We start from the raw sequence: 16,031 nt of genomic DNA, 5'->3' as shown, positions 1-16,031 counted from the left end.
GGCCTCACGCGCGGCGCGGGGCGCTCAGACGAACTTCGCGGCGAGCAGGTCCTGCACGTCGAGCAGGCCCACGGAGCGGCCCTCGACATCCACCACGGGGAGCTGGTCCACGCGCAGCTCGCGCATCTGCGCCGTCGCGGCGATGACCAGCGTGTCCGGCGTCACGCAGCGCGGCTGCTTGCCCATGATGTCGCGCACGGGGATGGAGAAGTCAGTGAGGCCCTGCTCCACGCGGCGGCGCAAGTCGCCGTCCGTGAAGATGCCCACCAGCCTCCCGCGCCGGTCCACCACGCAGGCCGCGCCCGGACGTCCCGGCGTCTTCGTCATCACCCCGACGACTTCCGACAGCGGCGCGGTGTCGCGCACCAGCGGGTTGGCGGGGCCCGTGCGCATCAGCTCGAAGACGCGCTGCACGGAGCGACCCAGCTTCCCACCGGGATGCAGCAGCGCGTAGTCATCCGTGCCGAAGGGCCGCGAGCGCATCACCGCCATGGTGAGCGCATCGCCCAGCGCGTGCAGCGCGGCGGTGGACGCTGTAGGCACCATGCCCATGGGGCACGCCTCCGCGATGCGTCCGATATCCAGCACCACGTCCGCACCCTTCGCCAGCGGACTCTGCGCATCCCCCGTCAGCGCGATGACCGGCGTGGCCATTCGCTTGAACGCGGGCATCAGCCGCAGCAGCTCCTCCGTGGAGCCGCTGTTGGACATCGCGAGGATGACGTCCCCGCGCGCCACGCGGCCCAAATCCCCATGCACCGCCTCGGCGGGGTGGAGGAACACGGAGCGGATGCCGGTGGAGGCCAGCGTGGCGGAGAGCTTCTGGCCGATGTGGCCCGCCTTCCCCATGCCCGTGACAATCACCTGGCCTGAGCACTCGCGCACCAGTCGCACGGCCTTGAGGAACGGCGCGCCCAGCCGCGTCGTCACGCCGAGGATGGCGTTCGCCTCCGCCTCCAGCACGTCGCGCGCGCACGCGAGCAGCGCCTCGTCGTCCGGCTCGGACGAGGGGGCCGGAGTGGAGCGGCCGGGGAGGGCGCGCAGACGGGGCTTCTTGACGGCGGAGCGAGGGGAGCGGGCCATGGCGTCGGCTTCGCCTTGTACCTGCCAGACACCACGGTGGCCACCCTTGACGCGTGGGGGGGCATCAGTTACGCGCCTGCTCGCCCGGCCCCCCAGGCCGCCCCCTTTTTTCCACCCCTTCACGGGGCCACCCAGGAGAGTGACGAGATGAAGTTCTTCATCGACAGCGCGGACGTCGAGGAAATCCGCAAGGCCCACGCCATGGGCTGCGTGGACGGCGTCACCACCAACCCGTCCCTGCTGGCCAAGGTCGGCCGCGGGCTGGAAGAGACCATCCGGGAGATCTGCTCCATCGTCGACGGCCCCATCAGCGCGGAGGCCGTGTCCCTGGAGGCCGACGCGCTCATCGCCGAGGGCCGCACCCTGGCGAAGATTCACGACAACGTCGTGGTGAAGATTCCCATGGGCGTCGAGGGCGTGAAGGCCGTCAAGGCGCTCACCGCCGAGGGCATCCGCACCAACGTCACCCTCATCTTCTCCGCCAACCAGGCCCTGCTGTGCGCCAAGGCCGGCGCCACCTACGTGTCGCCCTTCGTCGGACGGCTGGACGACATCTCCCAGGACGGCATGGAGCTCATCTCCAACATCCTGGAGATTTATCAGAACTACGACTTCGACACGCAGGTGCTGGTCGCCAGCGTGCGCAACCCCGTGCACGTGCTCCAGTCCGCCCGCATGGGCGCGCACGTCGCCACGCTGCCCTACAGCGTCATCACCCAGCTGGCCAACCACCCGCTCACCGACGCGGGCATCAAGAAGTTCCTCGCGGATTGGGAAAAGGTCCCCAAGGCGAAGAAGTAGCCGCACCCTGAGTCCCCTGGAGGGCCTGCATGGCCCCCCGGGGTGTCGCCCGCCCCCCTGGGCACCATTTTCCCAGGCGGGTTGGGCTGGAGATTTCGCGGCGCGGCATGTATTCGTTGACTTCCGAGTCAACACGTCGTCGCACCACGAGGAATCTCATGGAATTCCAGCTCACCGAGGATCAGCGCGCGCTCCAGCAGGCGGCGCGCAAGTACGCCCGCGAGGTGGTGCGCCCCAAGGCAGCGCACTACGACGAGACGGCCACCTTCCCCAGGGACCTCCTCGCCACGGCGTTCGAGCTGGGCCTGCTCAACATGGCCGCCCCCGTGGAGTACGGCGGCGTGGGCCTGTCGCACCTGGACCAGACGATTGTCGCGGAGGAGCTGAGCTGGGGTTGTGCGGGCGTGGCCACGTCCATCATCGCCAATGATTTGGCCAACCTCCCCATCATCCTCCACGGCTCCGAGGACCAGAAGAAGCGCCTGCTGAGCCACTTCGCCGAGCGGCTGAAGTTCTCCTCCTTCTGCCTCACCGAGCCGGAGGCCGGCAGCGACGTCGCCAACATGCAGACGACGGCGCGCCGCGAGGGTGACGAGTACGTCATCAACGGCGCCAAGTGCTTCATCACCAACGGTGGCCACGCCGAGCAGTACACGGTGTTCGCCACGGTGGACAAGACGAAGAGGCACAAGGGCATCACCTGCTTCGTCGTGGAAGGTCGCCCCGCGGGGCTGACCGTCAGCAAGCACGAGAACAAGATGGGCCAGCGCGCCAGCGACACCGTGTCGCTGACGTTCGAGGACGTGCGCGTCCCGGTGAAGAACCGCATCGGTGAAGAGGGCCAGGGCTTCGCCATCGCCATGGCGACGCTCGACAACAGTCGTCCGCTCACCGCCATGTTCTCCGTGGGCATCGCCCGCGCCGCGCTGGAGCACTCCATGGAGTACGCCTCGCAGCGCAAGACGTTCGGCAAGCCCATCATCGAGCACCAGGCCATCCAGTTCATGATTGCGGACATGGCCATGAACACCCACGCGGCCCGCATGCTCACCTACGAGAGCGCGTGGCTGTTGGACCAGGGGCAGCGCAACACCCTGCAGTCCAGCTACGCCAAGTCCTTCGCCGCGGACATGGCGATGAAGGTCGCCACCGACGCGGTCCAGGTCTACGGCGGCTACGGCTACATCAAGGAGTACCCCGTCGAGAAGCTGATGAGAGACGCCAAGCTCATCCAGGTCTACGAGGGCACCAGTCAGGTCCAGCGGCTCGTCATCGCGAAGGAACTGTTCAGGTAGAAAAGCAGAACTGTGTCCGGCGGCCGTTTCCCATTGCCGCCGTGACACCCGGATGCCTATTAACCCAGACCGTTCGCGCGCCGCGTCAATGCGGCCCGCACGGACTGTTTTCCAGCCTTCATAAACGCCTCCCGCAAGGAGAAGCCCAGCCGTGAAGATCCTCGTCACCGCCAAGCGCGTGGAAGACCCCGAGTCCAAAATCAAGGTGAAGCCCGACGGCTCGGGCATCGTGCAGGAGGGGCTCAAGTACAAGATCAACCCCTTCGACGAGATTGGCGTGGAGGAAGGTCTCCGGCTCGTCGCCAAGCACCAGGGTGAAGTGGTGGTGGTGTCCATCGGCGGCAAGGAGGTGCAGGAGCAGCTCCGGCACGCCCTGGCCATGGGTGCGCACCGCGCCGTGTGGGTGAACCACACCGGCCCGTTGGACCAGCTCGGCATCGCCGGCCTGCTCCAGAAGGTGACGGAGAAGGAGAAGCCGGACCTCGTCATCCTGGGCAAGCAGTCCATCGACGACGACCAGAACCAGGTGGGCCAGTACCTGGCCGAGTTCCTGGGCTGGGGTCAGGCCACGTTCGCCTCCAAGGTGGAGTCCATGGAGAGCGAGCAGGAGAAGAACAAGGTCCCCGCCCTGACTGTGACGGCGGACGGCAAGGCCGTGCGTGTGATTCGCGAGGTCGACAACGGGCTTGCGACGCTGGAGTGCCAGCTGCCCGCCGTCGTGACGACGGACCTGCGCCTCAACACGCCGCGCTACGCCAGCCTCCCGGGCATCATGAAGGCGAAGAGCAAGCCCATCGAGGAGCTGACGCCGGAGAAGCTGGGCGTGGACGTCACCCCGAAGATCCAGATCGTGAAGCTTTCGTCCCCGCCCGCGCGCAAGGCCGGCATCAAGGTGCCGGACGTGGCCACGCTGGTGGACAAGCTGCGCAACGAGGCGAAGGTCGTCTAACCCTCTCGGAAGATACGAAAGACACTCCCATGCCAATCGTTCTCATCGTCGCCGAGCAGCAGCCGGACGGGCACCTTCGCAAGGCCTCTCTCAACGCCATCACCGCGGGCAAGCAGTTGGCCGACAAGGCCGGCGCGGAGCTGCACATCGCCCTCATCGGCAAGGACCCCGCGAAGGTCGCCGACGAGCTCAAGGGCACCGGCGCCAAGGCCGTGCACGTGGGCGCCGCCCCGGAGCTGGAGCACTACCTGGCGGAGACGTACGCCCCCGTTCTCGCCACGCTCGCCACCGAGCTGAAGGCGGACTACGTGGGCATGGCGTCCACCGCCCAGGGCAAGGACCTGCTGCCCCGCCTCGCCGCGCGTCTGAAGGCCGCCATGGCCACGGACGTCACGGGCCTCAACGGCTCCGGCGCGGACATCACGTTCAACCGTCCCATGTGGGCCGGCAACGTGTTCGCCGAGGTGAAGCTCACCACGCCGGTGAAGGTGTTCACCGTGCGCGCCACGGAGTTCGCCGCCGCTGGTACGGGCGAGGGCGCCGCCGAGGTGAAGGCCTTCGCGCCGAAGGTCGAAGCGTCGAAGACGAAGTTCGTCGAGTTCAAGGAAGTGAAGAGCGCCCGCCCCGAGCTGACCGAGGCGAAGGTCGTCATCTCCGGTGGTCGTGGCACCAAGGGCGACTTCAAGGAGATTGAGGCGCTGGCGGACGAGCTGGGCGCCGCGGTGGGCGCGTCCCGCGCGGTGTGCGACGCGGGTTGGGTTCCCAACGACCTGCAGGTCGGCCAGACGGGCAAGGTGGTCGCTCCGTCGCTGTACATCGCCGCGGGCATCAGCGGCGCCATCCAGCACCTGGCGGGCATGAAGAGCTCGAAGACCATCGTCGCCATCAACAAGGACGCCGAGGCTCCCATCTTCCAGGTGGCTGACTACGGCATCGTCGCGGACCTCTTCAAGGTCCTGCCCGAGCTGCGCTCGGAGCTGCAGAAGCTGAAGTAGCACTCCGGCCCGCCAAGGGCCGAAGACGAGGGGCGACGTGGGGCACTGTCCCCGCGCCGCCCCTTCGTCGTTCCTGGGGTGTGGACGAGGCGCCGCTTCCGGGGCGCGCGTCTACAGCTCGATGTCGCTGTCGCGTCCGCGCGCCGGGGCGTCCTCTTCCCTGCCGGGCGGCTCCGTCGGAGGTGGCAGCGGGGCTTCGTCCGCGCCTTCGTCCTCGGGGAACGCGTTGGGCCGCTCTCGCGGGGCGTCGTCGCGCAGGTCGATGCGCGAGCCGTCCTCCAGCTCCACGGCGAGGGTGTCGTACTCCCACTCGCCCTCTCCCTGCTTCGTCGCGTCGACGTGGAGCAGGCCGTCCGCCTGGGGGCCGTCGAGGGGAATGGCGAGCCGCGCGTGCGTCACGCCGTTGACGGTCTGCACGGACGTCTGCTTGGGCAGGCCGTTGTCGATGGGCGTGCCCAGCGCGCTGCGCACCTCCGCGTCGGAGCGGGCAATGGCCACGGCCTCCGTGAAGGCGTCCATGTTCTTCAGCGACGAGTAGCCGAATCCCACCAGCGCGAAGCCCAGGCAGCCGCACGAGGCCAGCACCCCCAGGCAGCCCACCGGCACGAACCACTTCCAGTTGCGGCTCCACCACCCCTGCTGTGGCACCAGCGAGCCCTCGGGCGACGCGTCCATGACCTCACTCCTCCTTGAGCCACCACCCGGCCGGCGGCGCTCCTCTCTTAGCGAGCCGGACGCGCGGGGGATAGGGCCCCGGGTTGGAGGTGGCTCGCGTCGGTTGGTGTGGGAGAGGGGAGCGGCTACATTCGGAAGGACGAGCGACGGGGAAGGCTCGTGTGGGGCCGGACTTCCCGGGAGGTGGCGCGTGCCGCCGCGGAAGACGCCGTCCACCGACGTGCTGCTGGACGTGCTGGAGGCCCTGCCTCCGGGGCAGCGGCTCTGGGTGCGAGGTGTGGGGCAGGACCTGTATCCGCTGCTGCGCTCGGCGGACGCGGTGCGAGTGCTGCGCTGCGGGCCTGGCGCCGTTTCGCGTGGGGACGTGGTGCTGGTGCGCCAGGGGCGGATGCTGACGGCGCGCGTGGTGGTGTCCCTCGAGCCATGGAGGACGGCCACGCTGCTGGGCGCGGAGGAGCGCTCGGGCGGGGAGGTGCTCGGGCGGGTGGTGGCGCTGCGGCGTGGCAGGTGGCGGGTGCCGTTGCCCCGGCCCTTCCGTCCAGCGCTTTGGGCGGCGCAGCGGACGCTGGCGACGGCGTGGGCGCGGCCCGAGACCCGGCTAGTCTATCGGGGCGTGAGGGACTTCTTCTTCTCCGGCTGGTCGAAGCCGCTGCGGCGCCACTGGGTGGGGCCGCTGGAGGTCCGGCTGTTGCGGGCGGAGGACCTGGACGCGCTGCTCGCCTTCGCGAGCGAGCGGCTGGTGGTGTCCGCCAGTTTCCTGCGCCGTCAGCTTCGCGAGCGGTGGGGGCTGGAGCTGCCGGAGCGCCGTGGGGCAGCGGCTGGAGCGCTGGACGCGAAGGGGAAGCTGCACGGCTTCGCCTGGGTGGACTCGTATCGGCAGGAGGGGCTGCCGTTGGATGGTGTCTGGGTGCGCTCGCTGGTGGTGGCGCCTCAGGCCCGGCGGATGGGCGTGGCCACTCAACTGTTGGCCTGTCTGGTCGAGGAGGCGCACCGACAGGGAGAGCCGAGCGTCCAGGCGGATGTGGACGACGACAACGCCGCGTCGCTGCGGACGTTCGAGGGCGTGGGCTTCCGTCGTTCTTCGGACGCGCTGACGCGGCGGACGAACGAGGCCTGGGACGCCGCGGGGCGGTCCAAGCGACTGGTGGTTTTGGAGCGGGACTCCGGCCCCTGAGTCCACGGGGGTTGCGTGGGGGCTCTGGGTGCGTCAAAAGCCCCCGCTTGCGCGCCTTCGCGTCGTGAGGACTTCCGTGAGCATCTCGACTCCCGACAGCATGGGGCGCGAGCCGACTCGCCCGGGGCGGCTCAAGGGCCTCCAGGCGGACGGAGCGCTGCTCTTCATCACCCTCATCTGGGGCGTCACCTTCGTGGTGGTGAAGGACGCCCTGGGGCACGCCGACCCGTTCACCTTCCTCACCCTGCGCTTCGGGGTGGGGGCGCTGGTGCTGAGCGCGCTGGCGGGGCGGCAGGTGTTCTCCTCGAAGAACCTGCGCCATGGCGCGGTGCTGGCCACGTTCCTGTTCCTGGGCTTCGCGCTCCAGACGTGGGGGCTGACGCTCACCACGCCGTCGCGCTCGGCGTTCATCACCGGGATGGCCGTGCTGTTCGTCCCGGTGTTGTCGCTGCTGGTGTTCCGGCGGGTGCCGAAGCTCGCGTCGCTGCTGGGCGTGGCGCTGTCGGCGGTGGGGCTCTACCTGCTCACGCGGCCCGCGCCGGGCGAGGGAGGCGGCTGGCTGAGCGTGGGGGAGCTGTTGTCGTTGGGCTGCGCGGTGGCGTACGCGGGGCACATCACCCTCACCGAGCGGTATGCATCGAAGGAGGGCGTGCTGGGGATGGTGGCGGTGCAGCTGTGGGGCGTGGCGTTGATGTCCGCGGCGTGTCTGCCCTTCGTGGCGCGCAAGGTGGAGTGGAATGCGTCGCTGGTGACGGCGGTGCTGGTGTGCGGACTGTTGCCGAGCGCATTGGCCATCAGCATCCAGACGTGGGCGCAGGCGCGGACGTCGGCGGTGCGCGCGGCGGTCATCTACGCGTTGGAGCCGGTGTTCGCGTCCATCTACTCGGTGGTGCTGGGCTACGAGAAGCTGGGCGCGCCGGAGGCGATGGGCGGTGGGCTCATCCTGACGGGTGTGCTGGTGGCGGAGCTGGGGTCGCCTGCCTGGACATGGTGGAAGTCAAGGCGACGGGGAGTGCAGGGGACGGGCTGACGCCCTCCAGGCGGACGGGCGCGGGCCGCGAGAGAAGCGGCCCACGGGCGGGTGGACGCGCTATATCCGGGCCCTTCCCATGAGCGTGGAGCTGCGTCGAAACGGGTTGCACCTGACGGGCACCCTCCTGTCCCTGGACGCGAAGCGCAAGTCGCCGCTGAGCTTCGTGAGTCACGGACATTCGGACCACATCGCCCGGCATGAGCGCACCATCGCCACGACGGCGACGCTGCGCTTCATGGAGCATCGGCTGGGGCCGGTGAGTGCGCCGCTGGCCGCGCCGTATCGCCGTCCCTTCGAGCTGGGGCCGCTGGTGTTGGAGCTGCTGCCGGCGGGGCACATCCTGGGCAGCGCGCAGCTTCGAGTCATCCGCGCGGATGGACGGCGCGTCGTCTACACGGGGGATTTGAACGTGGTGCCGTCGTTGACGGCGGAGGCGACGGAGGTGGCGGAGTGCGACACGCTCGTCATCGAGTCGACCTTCGGTCATCCGCGCTACCGCTTCCCGCCGCGCGACGAGGTGTGGGGGCAGGTGGAGGCGTGGGTGCGGCGGCAGCTCGAGCGGGGCGCGGTGCCGGTGGTGTTGGGGTATCCGCTGGGCAAGAGCCAGGAGGCGATGAAGTTCCTGGCGGGCAAGGGTTTCCCGTTGGTGGCGCACTCGTCGATTTTCGAGGTGGCGCAGCTCTATGCGGAGCTGGGCGTGCCGATTGAAAACCTGCGGTGCTTCCACGGGAAGGTGGAGCCGGGCGAGGTGCTGTTCTTCCCGCCGCATCAAGCAAGGGGAGGGGCGCTGGCGCACCTGTGGCCGCGAGGGACGGCGGTGCTGACAGGGTGGGCGATGGACCCGGGCGCGGCGAGACGTTACGGCGCGGACGTGGCGTTTCCGGTGTCGGACCACGCGGACTTTCCGTCGCTGATGGCCTACGTGAAGGCGACGGGGGCGAGCGAGGTGATTACGTGTCACGGCTTCGCGGAGGAGCTGGCGCAGGCGCTGCGGGACGCGGGGGTGGATGCCCGGCCGCTGGGAGGCAAGCCGCAGCAGCTCTCGTTGCTGTGAGGCGGAGGGGGCGTGGACCGGAGTAGAATGGGGGCATGCCTTCCCGTTCTCCGCGGCTCGTGGGCCAGGTGGTCCGCGTCCTGGTGTGCACCGAGAAGAAGACCTTCGTGACTCGGGAGTTGTCCGAGGTGCGGGTGACGTTCGAGGGAATCGACGGAGACCGGCATGCGGGGCACACGCGGCCGGCGGACGTGCGCACGCCGTGGTACCCGAAGGGGACGCCCATCCGGAACACGCGGCAGCTCTCGCTGGTGTCGACAGAGGAGCTGGAGTTGGTGGCGGAGACGCTCGGAGTGCCGAAGGTGCTCGCGTCGTGGCTGGGAGCGAATCTGGAGCTCACGGGGGTGCCAAGGCTGACGCACCTGCCGCCGGGGACGCGGCTGTTCTTTCCCGAGGACGCGGTGCTCGCGGTGGAAGGCGAGAACGAGCCGTGCATCGGACCGGGGAAGGTCATCGAGCAGCATCATCCTGACCACGTGAAGGTGGCGAGCCGCTTCGTGAAGTCCGCGTGGGAGCGCCGAGGCTTGGTGGCCTGGGTGGACCGGCCCGGAGTCATCCGCGCGGGAGATGAAGTCCGCGTGATGTTGCCGAAGCCGGTGACGTACGTGCTGCCCTGATTGGGCAGCGTGAACTGCGCGGGAGTGGGACGTTGGATCAGCCGACAATGCCCGTACCTGGGCCCATCAAATCCTCGAAGCCCGTCGACGCATCATGTGACGTAGGCCGCGCCCTCTGCCCGTGACGCATGCACGCGCTGAAGAAAGCGCCGCATGAGGAAAGCGATTTCCTCCAGGTGTGTCTCCAGCGCCCAGTGCCCCGTGTCGAGCAGATGCAGTTCCGCCTCCGGCAAGTCCCGCAAGTACGCCCGCGCCGACTCCTCGGGCATGTATCCATCGTGCGGTCCCCAGACAATCAACGTCGGCGGCTGGAACTCACGCAGATACGCCTGGAACCTCGGCATCCACGCCAGCGTCGTGCGCTGATCCGCGAGCAGGTTGACCCAGTGCTCCTTCCGCTTCTCCCGCTGCACCAGCAACCACGACAGCGTCCACAGGTCCGGGCTCACACGGTCAACCAGATGCGCGGGAATCTCCCCGATGAACTCACCCCGGAAGCCCTCCTCGCTCACCGCCGCCGCCAGCTTCTCGCGCCCCTCCGCCGTCGGGTTCTCCCAGTACTCCCGCAGCGGTTGGTACTTCGGCCCGAACGCGTCCTCGTAGATGTCGCCGTTCTGGATGATGAGCGCCGCCACGCGCTCCGGTGCCCTCAACGCGAGCCGGAACCCGAACTGCGAGCCGTAGTCATGCAGGTACAGCGCATACCGCGTGAGCCCCAGCGTCTCCACGAACCGCTCCAGGTACCGCGCGTACCCATCGAACGTGTAGTCGAGCCGACTCGCGTCCGGCGTCTCGCTGTACCCGAAGCCAGGCGCGTCCGGCGCGATCAACCGCCATGAGTCCCCCAGCGCGGGCAACAGGTTCCTGAACTGGAACGATGAGCACGGATAGCCATGCGGTAGCAGCACCACCGGCGCGTCCCCGGGCCCGGCCTCGCGATAGAAAATCTCGAGGCCCTCCACCGTCACCGTCCTGTGCGCGACCGCCGGCATGCCCGGACCTCCCGAACTGGACGAGTCCTGACGCCACCCGCGAGGCCCACTCGGCGACAAGCCCGTGTCTCCGTCCGAACCTGCGCATCGACAGGACTCCGTGAGCACACGCTCCGCTCGTCCGCTCCCCGTCCACCCAGGCCAGCACGCCCCAGAAACACCACGGGGCCGCCGAGTCCCCAGGAGGACTCCAGCGGCCCCGAGGGCCCCACCACTCAGCTCGCCGTCACTCCGCGTCGGGCGACTGAACGATGAGCTTCTCCTTGCCACACACGTCACAGCGCAGGTGGATGAACAGGTCCCCGTCGCTGTCCTCGGGCACCGAACCCTCGGGCACTCCGAGCTCCGCCTTCGCCAGCGCCGCCACCTTCCCAGGGATTTCCTCGGCCTTCAGCGACTGGACGTAGGTCATCTCCCGCTCGTGGCACTCGCGCGTCTCCGGCCCGTTCAGCCACGCCGGCTCCATCCCCTCCGGCAGCCGGCTGACCAGCTCCAGGTTGGACACCGACTCCGCCAGGTACGCCAGCCGGCGCAACCGCGCCTCCTCGGGCAGCGCCGCGAAGACCTGGAAGCCCTCGAACAGCTCGTCGCGGTTGTCGCCCGTGGCCAGGTTCGCCAGCTCCATCGCCGCGTCCTGCGACTCCAGCGCCTCATCCCAGTTGTTGTCCGGGTTGAAGCCCGCCTCCAACAGCGACGTGTACAGCTGCGTCGCCGCCAGCCGCCGCCGAGCCTCCTGCAGGTGCTCCACCACCTCGTGCGTCAGCCGCAGCTCCAACAGCGCGCCCGTCGTCCGAGGGTCGATGGACCCCGTCAGGTCATCCACATCCACTTCTTCGCGCAGCGCGGCCTTCAACACCTGCGCCGCGGAGAAGCGGAACAGCGGCAACACACCCACTTCGCGCAGGTACATGGCCGACACGGCCGCGTCCTTGGCACCCATCCTCAGCGCCTTCTGCGCCTTCTCCACCACGCCGGGGTCCGCCGACGGCTTCTTGTTCTCCAGCCGCGTCTTCACCGCCTCGCGGTAGAGCGTCTCCAGAGAGCTGCCCGGAGGCATCCGCTGCGGCACCAGCGGCCTCAAGCCCGGCACGTCCAACACCCACAACGGCGGCATCGCCATGCGCTTCAGGCCCCGGAAGAAGAGCGAGCCGGGCGGGTCCTGCGGCTTGAACGGCGGCAGCTCCTCGGAAGGCTCTCCCTGCATGAGCGCCGCGGCCTGCACGCCCAACGCCTTCTCCCGCTGTTCGCGGGTGAACGCGGTGATGCCCTGGGCCGGAGGAGGCGGCGGAGGAGGAGCTTCCTCTCCGTCCAGACCGACCACCCGGTCCATGTCCACATCGTCCATCTCCAACTCTTCCAGGCCCTTGGCGCCCGTGAAGTCACAGCGGAGCAGCTTCAGCTTCTCGAAGGTCGCCCCTTCGAGGTTGGCCCCCCGGAAGTCACAGTCCTGGAGCCGTCCGCCGTGGAAATAGGCGTTCGACAGGTCCGTGTCCCGGAAGTTGATTTTCGACAGATCGCACCGCTCCCACTCGGAACCGACGAGCCCTAGGCCCGACAGGTCCGCGTTGGCGGAGAAAAGTTGCGTGAAGGTGGCGCCAGTGTGCTCGGACGGGACCTGACCGCCCTTGCGCAGTCGGTTCCACTCGGCCGACCCGTTCTGGAGGAGCTTCTCGATACTGGGGGCTTTCGGCATGGACCGGGGATTATTCGTATGGTCTGGTCCGCGCGCCAGCACAAATGATCGAGTACCGAATCGAGACCGACACCGCCGGGATGCGCCTGGACAAGCTCCTGCGCAAACGGCTCCCCACTGTCCCCGTGAGCCACCTGTTCAAGATGATTCGCACCAAGAAGGTGCGGGTGAACGGGAAACGTGCCCAGCCCGAGCAGTTGCTCGCGGACGGAGACGTGCTCACCATCCGTGGAGACGAGCAGACGCTCAGGGGAGAGGACCGTCCGAAAGTGGACCGTCCACCCCCGCCGGTGGACCCCAGCCGGCTGGTCATTCTGAGAGAGGACGACTGGTTGATGGCCGTGGACAAGCCCAGCGGGATGGCCGTCCATACCGGAAGCGGCATCACCGGCGGAACGCTGGTGGACTACGTGCGCGCCTACCTTGGGCCGAAGGCCGTCCGCAACGACTTCACCGCCTCCCCCGCCCACCGCCTGGACCGGGAGACCTCCGGCGTCATCCTGGTCGCCAAGCGGCGCCCGGCGATGGTGCACTTCACGGAGGTCTTCACCCACGGGCTCTCCAAGAAGCGCTACATCACCCTGGTGAAGGGGAAGATGCCCAAGGAGTCCGGGGTCATCGACCTGCCTCTCTCGGAGCACCAGCAGACGGCCGAGTCCAAGGCCCGTCGCGGGGTCAACATGCAGGAGGCCCTCACCCGCTGGAAGGTCGTCAAGCAGTCGGGCGAGGTGGCGCTCCTGTCCTGCTCCATCGAGACCGGGCGCACCCATCAGATAAGAAGGCACCTGGCCTCCATTGGCCACCCGGTGGTCGGGGACAAGAAATACGGTGACTTCGCCTTCAACCGCGACGTGCAGGCGCGCTGGGGGCTCAAGAGGTTGTTCCTGCACGCCGAGCGCATCGAATTTCCACACCCCGAAGGCGGGGCGAAGGTGGCCGTGGAAGCCCCCATCCCCCCCGAGCTCCGAGACGTGCTCAAGCGGGCCGCATTGCTGCCCTGAGGCCGTGACGCCCGCGAGGTTCCGATACACGTATGTCCGACTCCAAGACGACTGACCGAAGCCGCTCGAAGCTGGTGCTGAAGGGGGTTCCCCCCGGGCGCTGGTGGAAGGTGCTGCTGAAGCTGGGTGGCTGGCTGGCCCTCACGGGCGCCACGGCGGGCGCGGTGGGCCTGGTCGCCATCTACTACGTGTACTCGGACGGGCTGCCGGCCATCCCCAAGGTGGACGAGTACTGGCCGCCCATCGTCACGGAGGTCTACACCGACGACGCGGTGCTCGCGGGCGAGTTCTACAACGAGCGCCGCAAAGTCGTGCCCTACGAGCGGATTCCGAAGCGGCTGGTGCAGGCGTTCATCGCCAGCGAGGACTCCAGCTTCTTCGACCACTTCGGCGTGGATATCCTCGGCACCTCGCGCGCGGCCTTCAAGACGATTGGCTCGAAGCTGGGCCTGCGCTCCGGCGGCATCCAGGGTGGCTCCACCCTGACGCAGCAGACGGCGAAGGCGGTGCTCATCTCCGCGGAGGGCTACAAGTCCGCCACCGCGAAGACGCTCACCCGCAAGATTCGCGAGGCCATCCTCGCCCTGCGGCTGGAGCAGTCGCTCACCAAGGAAGAGATTCTCTACCTCTACCTGAACAACGTCTTCCTCGGGCACCACAGCTACGGCGTGCAGAGCGCGGCGGAGAACTACTACCGCAAGGACGTGCGCGACCTGACGCTCGGGGAGATGACGCTCATCGCGGGCCTTCCGCAGGCGCCCAGCCGCTACTCGCCCTTCCTGCGCCCGGAGGCGGCCCGCAAGCGCCGCTCCTACGTGCTGCGCCGCATGCTGGTGGAGGGGATGATTTCGCAGGCCGAGCACGACGCGGCCAATGCGGAGGTGGTGAAGGTGTTCCCCGTGGAGGACGTCTTCCACGAGTTCGCCCCGTACTTCGTGGAGCAGGTGCGCAAGGACGTGGTGGACCGGTACGGCAACCCCGTGCTGCTCAAGGACGGCCTGAAAATCTTCACCACCATGGACAGCGAGCGTCAGCGCGCCGCGCAGGACGCGGTGATGGATGGGCTGCTCTCCGTGGACAAGCGCCAGGGCTGGCGCGGGCCGGTGCAGCAGCTCACGCCGGAGGCGATGAAGGCGTTCATCGACCGCGCGAAGAAGGCCATGGGCAAGGACGAGCTCTCGGAAGGGCGGCTCTACGTGGCCGCCGTCACGCAGCTGGATTCGGACGGCAAGGGCGCGGACATCCAGGTGGGCCCGCATGCGGGGCGGCTGCCGCTGCTCGGCATGCGCTGGGCGCGCAAGGTGAACCCGGAGGGCTACTACCCGGCGATGATGATTTCGTCGGTGAAGAAGGCCATCGCGGTGGGCGACCTCGTCGTCGTCCGTCACGTGACGAAGAAGGACCTCACGGACGACAAGGAGCAGTGGGACAAGAAGCTGGCGGAGGACATCCCCGAGGAGGGCGTGAAGCTCTTCCGGCTGGAGCAGACGCCCGAGGCGCAGAGCGCGCTCGTCTCCGTGGACCCCCACCGCCAGTACCTCACGGCCATGGTGGGCGGGTACGACTTCGACGACAACGAGTTCAACCGCGCCTTCCAGGCGTGCCGTCAGCCGGGCAGCTCGTTCAAGCCCTTCGTGTACTCGGCGGCGCTGGAGCAGCTCAACTGGACGGAGGCCACTGTCATCGTCGACTCGCCGATTGTGGAGCACGACCCGGACAACAAGGTGTCGTGGAAGCCGGCGAACTACAGCGAGGAGTTCGTGGGTGACGTGCTCTTGCGCACCGCGCTCGTCAACTCGATGAACATCCCCGCGGTGAAGACGTTCGGCGCGGTGGGCGTGAAGAACATGGCGGCGTGGAGCACGAAGCTGGGCATCACCACGCCCATGAACATGGACTTCTCCGCGGCGCTCGGCTCCTCGTGCGTGTACCCGCTGGACCTGGCCAACGCCTACGCGACGTTCAACCGCTACGGCCGCAAGAAGCCCACGTACTTCGTGCGCAAGGTGGAGGACCGCTTCGGCCGCACGCTGGAGGACCACACCGCGTTCGACGACGCGTGGGCGCCCTTGCAGGACCGCGTGGCCGCAGGTTACGCGCGCCTCTTCGAGCCCGGTGAGCAGGTGATGAGCGCGGAGGTCGGCTTCATCCTCACGCACCTGTTGCGCGGCGTGGTGCTCCAGGGCACGGGTGGCCCGGCCACGCGCCTGGGCAAGCCCGCCGCCGGCAAGACGGGCACGACGAACGACTCCTTCGACGCGTGGTTCGCGGCGTACACCCGGGACCTCGTGACGGTGGCGTGGGTGGGCTACGACTTGAACCCGCATCCGCTCGGCCGCTACGAGACGGGTGGCCGCGCGGCGCTGCCCATCTGGCTCAACTACATGAAGCGCGCGCTGGAGGGCCGGCCGCAGTCGGAGTTCTACCCGTGGCAGTCGATGGACCTGGTGCGGCTCCACATCGACAAGAAGACGGGCAAGATTGCCAGCCCCGGCGCGAAGGGCTCGGAGCTGATGTTCTTCAAGAAGGGCACCGAGCCGAAGGACGCCGTGCCCGACAAGAACACGGTCGACGTGGACCAGTTCATGATGGGCGCGCAGTAGCGCTCGCCGACGTGGATGATTTCCGGGCCCCGTGCGCCTCCTTCGGGAGGACGCGGGGCCCGAGTC

At 68.4% G+C, this 16,031-nt stretch carries 14 protein-coding genes; 10 read left to right on the top strand and 4 right to left on the bottom strand.

The window, feature by feature from the left end:
* Positions 1-24 precede the first annotated feature (24 nt).
* Positions 25-1,083: a KpsF/GutQ family sugar-phosphate isomerase gene (locus LZ199_RS17250; protein ID WP_253994795.1), complete on the bottom strand. Its 1,059-nt coding sequence runs from the start codon at positions 1,081-1,083 to the stop codon at positions 25-27.
* A 147-nt stretch (positions 1,084-1,230) separates the two neighbouring features.
* On the opposite strand from LZ199_RS17250, the gene fsa reads away from it, so the two are divergent.
* From fsa to LZ199_RS17230, 4 genes are all read left to right on the top strand, one after another.
* On the top strand, positions 1,231-1,884 hold the full coding sequence (gene fsa / locus LZ199_RS17245; RefSeq protein WP_253994794.1) for a fructose-6-phosphate aldolase: 654 nt from the start codon (positions 1,231-1,233) through the stop codon (positions 1,882-1,884).
* 158 nt (positions 1,885-2,042) lie between these two features.
* The gene (locus LZ199_RS17240; RefSeq protein ID WP_253994793.1) at positions 2,043-3,179 is read left to right on the top strand and encodes an acyl-CoA dehydrogenase family protein; all 1,137 of its coding nucleotides are present in this window, start codon (positions 2,043-2,045) and stop codon (positions 3,177-3,179) included.
* A 151-nt stretch (positions 3,180-3,330) separates the two neighbouring features.
* Positions 3,331-4,128, top strand: coding sequence for an electron transfer flavoprotein subunit beta/FixA family protein (locus tag LZ199_RS17235; RefSeq protein WP_253994792.1), 798 nt, complete (start codon positions 3,331-3,333; stop codon positions 4,126-4,128).
* Between the two features lie 29 nt (positions 4,129-4,157).
* On the top strand, positions 4,158-5,123 hold the full coding sequence (locus tag LZ199_RS17230) for an electron transfer flavoprotein subunit alpha/FixB family protein (RefSeq protein WP_253994791.1): 966 nt from the start codon (positions 4,158-4,160) through the stop codon (positions 5,121-5,123).
* Positions 5,124-5,234: 111 nt separating this feature from the next.
* Here LZ199_RS17230 and LZ199_RS17225 read toward each other — a convergent pair whose 3' ends face one another.
* Positions 5,235-5,798: a cytochrome c oxidase assembly factor Coa1 family protein gene (locus LZ199_RS17225; protein ID WP_253994790.1), complete on the bottom strand. Its 564-nt coding sequence runs from the start codon at positions 5,796-5,798 to the stop codon at positions 5,235-5,237.
* Between the two features lie 190 nt (positions 5,799-5,988).
* Here LZ199_RS17225 and LZ199_RS17220 point away from each other — a divergent pair, with 190 nt between their 5' ends.
* The 4 genes from LZ199_RS17220 (at position 5,989) to LZ199_RS17205 (ending at position 9,676) form a co-directional block, all read left to right on the top strand.
* Positions 5,989-6,972 (top strand): GNAT family N-acetyltransferase, encoded by a 984-nt coding sequence (locus LZ199_RS17220; RefSeq protein WP_253994789.1) that lies wholly within the window; start codon positions 5,989-5,991, stop codon positions 6,970-6,972.
* A gap of 76 nt (positions 6,973-7,048) precedes the next feature.
* Complete coding sequence (locus LZ199_RS17215) at positions 7,049-8,002, top strand: DMT family transporter (protein ID WP_253994788.1); 954 nt, start codon at positions 7,049-7,051, stop codon at positions 8,000-8,002.
* 79 nt (positions 8,003-8,081) lie between these two features.
* Positions 8,082-9,059, top strand: coding sequence for an MBL fold metallo-hydrolase (locus LZ199_RS17210; RefSeq protein ID WP_253994787.1), 978 nt, complete (start codon positions 8,082-8,084; stop codon positions 9,057-9,059).
* Positions 9,060-9,094: 35 nt separating this feature from the next.
* Complete coding sequence (locus LZ199_RS17205) at positions 9,095-9,676, top strand: MOSC domain-containing protein (RefSeq protein ID WP_253994786.1); 582 nt, start codon at positions 9,095-9,097, stop codon at positions 9,674-9,676.
* A 92-nt stretch (positions 9,677-9,768) separates the two neighbouring features.
* On the opposite strand, the gene LZ199_RS17200 is transcribed toward LZ199_RS17205, so the two are convergent.
* Together LZ199_RS17200 and LZ199_RS17195 are read right to left on the bottom strand one after the other, a co-directional pair.
* The gene (locus tag LZ199_RS17200) at positions 9,769-10,668 is read right to left on the bottom strand and encodes an alpha/beta fold hydrolase (RefSeq protein ID WP_253994785.1); all 900 of its coding nucleotides are present in this window, start codon (positions 10,666-10,668) and stop codon (positions 9,769-9,771) included.
* A gap of 226 nt (positions 10,669-10,894) precedes the next feature.
* The gene (locus LZ199_RS17195) at positions 10,895-12,361 is read right to left on the bottom strand and encodes a pentapeptide repeat-containing protein (RefSeq protein WP_253994784.1); all 1,467 of its coding nucleotides are present in this window, start codon (positions 12,359-12,361) and stop codon (positions 10,895-10,897) included.
* Positions 12,362-12,405: 44 nt separating this feature from the next.
* Here LZ199_RS17195 and LZ199_RS17190 point away from each other — a divergent pair, with 44 nt between their 5' ends.
* On the top strand, positions 12,406-13,362 hold the full coding sequence (locus LZ199_RS17190; RefSeq protein ID WP_141644288.1) for an RluA family pseudouridine synthase: 957 nt from the start codon (positions 12,406-12,408) through the stop codon (positions 13,360-13,362).
* 32 nt (positions 13,363-13,394) lie between these two features.
* The gene (locus LZ199_RS17185) at positions 13,395-15,965 is read left to right on the top strand and encodes a penicillin-binding protein 1A (protein WP_253994783.1); all 2,571 of its coding nucleotides are present in this window, start codon (positions 13,395-13,397) and stop codon (positions 15,963-15,965) included.
* Positions 15,966-16,031 lie beyond the last annotated feature (66 nt).

It is taken from the genome of Myxococcus qinghaiensis, from assembly GCF_024198215.1.
Classification (GTDB): Bacteria; Myxococcota; Myxococcia; order Myxococcales; family Myxococcaceae; genus Myxococcus; species Myxococcus qinghaiensis.
This window is presented reverse-complemented; position numbering and strand designations above follow the sequence as displayed.